The 798-nt window shown below is 41.6% G+C and carries 1 pseudogene; it reads left to right on the top strand.

The features are described from left to right. Positions 1-798 (top strand): annotated as a pseudogene (locus ACFILL_RS09410) (hypothetical protein); the annotation flags it as partial.

The following is a 798-nucleotide window of genomic DNA, read 5'->3' on the forward strand; positions in this document are numbered from 1 at the left end:
TCAGCTTTATTCCTTGCATCAGACGCTAGCGATGTATTTAGGAGGAGGAGCTAGCTATGAAGGTGGCGAATGGAGGGCTCCGGAATTCAAGGTTGCACAATTCAATTCTGATGGTAGTTCGTCAGAAAAGAAGATTTATCATGATGTAGCAGGAGCTTTTGATGGTGTCAGTGATGGTATGACGAGTATCAACGACCGTATTCATGATGTTGAGAAGAGTGTGGCGAGCAATGGTTTGAATTGGAATGAAGAAGAAGGCGCGTATGATGCGAAGCATGATGGTAATTCGAGTAAGATTACGAATGTATTGGATGGTAAGATAGCAGAAGGTTCGCAAGAAGTTGTTAATGGTGGTCAGCTTTGGAGCACGAATGAGAGGGTAAAAGAGGTTGAAGACAAAGTAGATACGATAGATCAACATGTGAAAGATATTGAAGTAGCCGTAACAGATGGCGTTGTTAACTATGATAAAGATAGTGATGGGAAAAAGACCAATAGCATTACGTTAGTAGGAGGCAATGACAGCGAACCTGTTATGATAGACAATGTAGCGGCAGGCAAGATTGAAACAGGTTCTCAGCAAGCTGTTAATGGCGGTCAGTTGCATGATTATACTGAAGAGCAGATGAAGATAGTTCTTGAAGATGCCAATAAGTATACGGATGAGAAAGTTAGTGGTCTTGTCAATGATGCTGTTAACGAGTCGAAATCCTATACGGATATGAAATTTGAGACGTTGAATTATGCTATTCAGGATGTTCGGAAAGAAGCAAGACAAGCTGCTGCTATTGGTCTAGC

This window comes from Bartonella sp. AP20NXHL, from assembly GCF_042196165.1.
Classification (GTDB): Bacteria; Pseudomonadota; Alphaproteobacteria; order Rhizobiales; family Rhizobiaceae; genus Bartonella.